Annotated in this window: 3 protein-coding genes; 1 reads left to right on the top strand and 2 read right to left on the bottom strand. The window is 67.8% G+C overall.

The annotated features are described in order from the left end of the window. Nucleotides 1-23: 23 nt before the first annotated feature. Nucleotides 24-434, top strand: a complete 411-nt coding sequence (locus tag EN884_RS31685; protein WP_164746344.1) for a hypothetical protein — start codon at nucleotides 24-26, stop codon at nucleotides 432-434. Nucleotides 435-460: 26 nt separating this feature from the next. Here the strand turns inward: EN884_RS31685 and EN884_RS31680 are convergent, their stop codons facing one another. Together EN884_RS31680 and EN884_RS31675 are read right to left on the bottom strand one after the other, a co-directional pair. Beyond that, nucleotides 461-1,360, bottom strand: coding sequence for an alpha/beta hydrolase-fold protein (locus EN884_RS31680; RefSeq protein WP_063170037.1), 900 nt, complete (start codon nucleotides 1,358-1,360; stop codon nucleotides 461-463). 21 nt (nucleotides 1,361-1,381) lie between these two features. Next, a partial coding sequence (locus tag EN884_RS31675; RefSeq protein ID WP_164895283.1) for an iron ABC transporter permease occupies nucleotides 1,382-2,823 on the bottom strand: 1,442 nt, incomplete at its 5' end.

Here is a 2,823-nt window from a genome sequence, read left to right as displayed (position 1 = left end):
GGGCAGGCGAGTGGACGTCTCATCTGCTTGACCGCCCAAGCCTGGCAACCGCCTATTTTCGCCAAGCCGATCTTGTGACTGCATACGCGACCGCAATGGCGCGCTTCCGTCTGCAGCTCGCAGGGCGTGCCGGCGAAAACAACCTTGCGGTCCCTCTCGAACCACTGCTTTTGCGGGCGGAATTCCGTGCGCGGACATGGCGCTCGGCGGACGGCAGCCTGTTGCAAGGCTTCGCCGGCAAGGGCGGCTTCCGGCTGACTATCGGCAACTGCCTGGCGCGCATCTGCGCTGCCAGCGAATGCAGCGATGCCGGTTGGCCGGTTTACGCCTGCAGCGACGGAGGCAAGCGCAAGATGTCCGTCACGGATTTTGTGACGGCAAACTTCGGCGGCGTCTCCTACCGCCGATTGAGCGCCTCCCCTTCACAGGAATGACAGCGCCGACCGTCTTGCTGCGGCGTTCAGCAAAGGGCGGTGTCCCTCCTCACCGCAAACGCCGCCTGCACCGCGCGATTGACGGTGACCGGCAGGATCGACATGTGGTTCTCGCCGGCATGCAGTTCGAAACTGGCGCGCACGCCCGGGAGAGCATCAAGACGCTGCGCCATTGCCCGCGCGAATGCGTCGGTGCGTGTCACCTTTTTCTGCTTCAGGCGCTTTTCCTCGTCCTCGGCGCCAATCTGGAACGGCGCCAGCTTCTCGGTCTCGTACTCGCCGGCCGACAGGATCATGGTCGCCGCCAAACCATCGGGAATGGCGGCCTCGAAGGCTTCGAGAAAGCGGTCGATGGCACGCTCTTCCCAATAGATGGCGGGGCTCGCCGCGATCCAGGTCTGAAAGGAAGAAGGCCGCGTGAACAGGGCGTAGAGCGCAAACAGGCCACCGAAAGAATGGCCGTAAAGCGCCTGGCGGCTGGCATCGACCGTGACCCGGCTGGCGACCCACGGCTTCAGCTCATCCTCGATGAAAGCAAGGAATTTCCCTGCCCCACCGGTCCGGACTTCGGACGTGCCTTCGTGGAAGGGCGGGTAGGTCTTGCCTGGCGGCGGGCCGAGATCCCATGAGCGGCGCAGCGGATCATAGGCGCCGTCGACGGGATAGCCGATGGCGACGATGACGCCCCAGCCGACATTGGTGCCCGTGGGATAGAAGGCCTGCGCGCGCATGGCGTCGACCGCCGTGCCGATGACGGCGTTGCCGTCGGTCATGTAGAGGACCGGCCAGCCGGCCTCGGGCACCGGCCCGGACGGCACATGCAGGAATATCCGCCAGGGCGCGCCGCCCTGCGCCGGAACAAGATCGTGGACCGCCGTGTTGGCGATCAGGGCTGGCGTCGCGTTGGACATGGATATCTTGGACATGGATATCTCCAGGCAAAACGGTCAGCGGCGGCGCAGCAGCCACATCAGCACCGGGCCGCCGATCAACGTGGCGACGAGACCGGCCGGGATCTGGCGCGGGAAGATGGCGATCCGGCCCACCCAGTCGGCGGCGACCATGATCAGCGCGCCGGCGAGCACCGCGCCAATGGCCTGCGGCAGCGCACGGGAAAGGCCAAGGCGACGAGCAAGATGCGGCGCCATAAGGCCGATGAAGGTCAGCGGACCGACGATCAGCGTCGAAGCCGCGGTGAGTGCCGCGACGGCCAGCAGCACGAGAAGCCGCGCCCTCTTCAGGTTGATGCCAAGGCCCTGAACGGCGGCGGAGCCGAGCGGCAGGATGTCGAGCCAGCGCATGAAGAAAGGCGCGAGCGCGAAGAGGCAGACCGCGATACCACCGGTCAGCAGGGCGTCACCGACATCGACGCCATAGGTCGAACCGGTCAGCCAGTTGAGCAGCAGCATGGCGCGAGGATCGCCGGTCGCGGTGAGCACCAGGATCAGCGCGTCGAACAAGGCCGTCAGGGCAACGCCGGCAAGCAGCAGCCGCGACGGCGACAGTGCATTGCGCCGCCCGACCAGCACGACGATCGTCAGCGCCAGCAAGGCGCCCGCGAGTGCGGCGCCGAGCATTGCCGCGCGGTCGAAGCCGTCGCTGAGCAACAGCAGCGCCAGCACGCCGAAAGAGGCGCCGCCGGAAATGCCGAGCACTTCGGGTGCTGCCATCGGGTTGCCGGTCATGCGCTGCATCAGCGTGCCGGCGACCGCGAGCAGGACGCCCGCCGACAGGGCTACGACGACGCGAGGCGCGCGCAGGGCAAGCAGCTCGGTCAAATCCTCGGATGCGATCCAGTGCCAACCGCCTGCGCCACGGCCAAAGCCCATTGCGACGACAACCGCGAGGATGAGCGCCAGCAGGCCGGCGATCAACGGCAGGCCGTTTGTCGGCAGGCGTACGGACGACATCATATCGGCCTGCCTTTCGGGGGTGGTTCGCATTCGCGGCAACAGGAACAGCAGCAGCGGCGCGCCGAGCAAAGCGGTCGCGGTGCCGGCGGGGATTTCGCCGGCGAACGGCAGATGCTGCACCAGGCGGTCGGTGAGCCAGAGCAGGGCGCCGCCGACCAGCGGCGACCAGACCAGGCGGCGGCCAAGCGTGCGCGCTCCGGCCAGCCGCGCCAGCGCCGGGGCAGCGAGCGCTACGAACCCGATGACGCCGACCTCGGCGACGACCAGCGCGCCAAGCGAGACGGCGACAGCCATGCCGGCAAGGCGGATGACGGCCGGGCGGGTGCCGAGCGATGCCGCGCCGTCGTCGCTGAGATCGAGCAGGCGTAGCGGTCGCCAGAGCAGGAACGCGGCGCAGATGCCGGCCAGCAGCCACGGCGCCAGAGCAACGACGGCCGCATCGCCATTCTGCACCAGCGAGCCGCTCTGCCAGATGA

Origin of the sequence: Mesorhizobium sp. M7A.F.Ca.AU.001.01.1.1 (genome assembly GCF_004022735.1) — a bacterium.
GTDB classification, from domain to species: Bacteria; Pseudomonadota; Alphaproteobacteria; order Rhizobiales; family Rhizobiaceae; genus Mesorhizobium; species Mesorhizobium ciceri.
The sequence above is the reverse complement of the archived record's forward strand: the minus strand, read 5'-3'. Positions and strand labels throughout refer to the sequence as shown.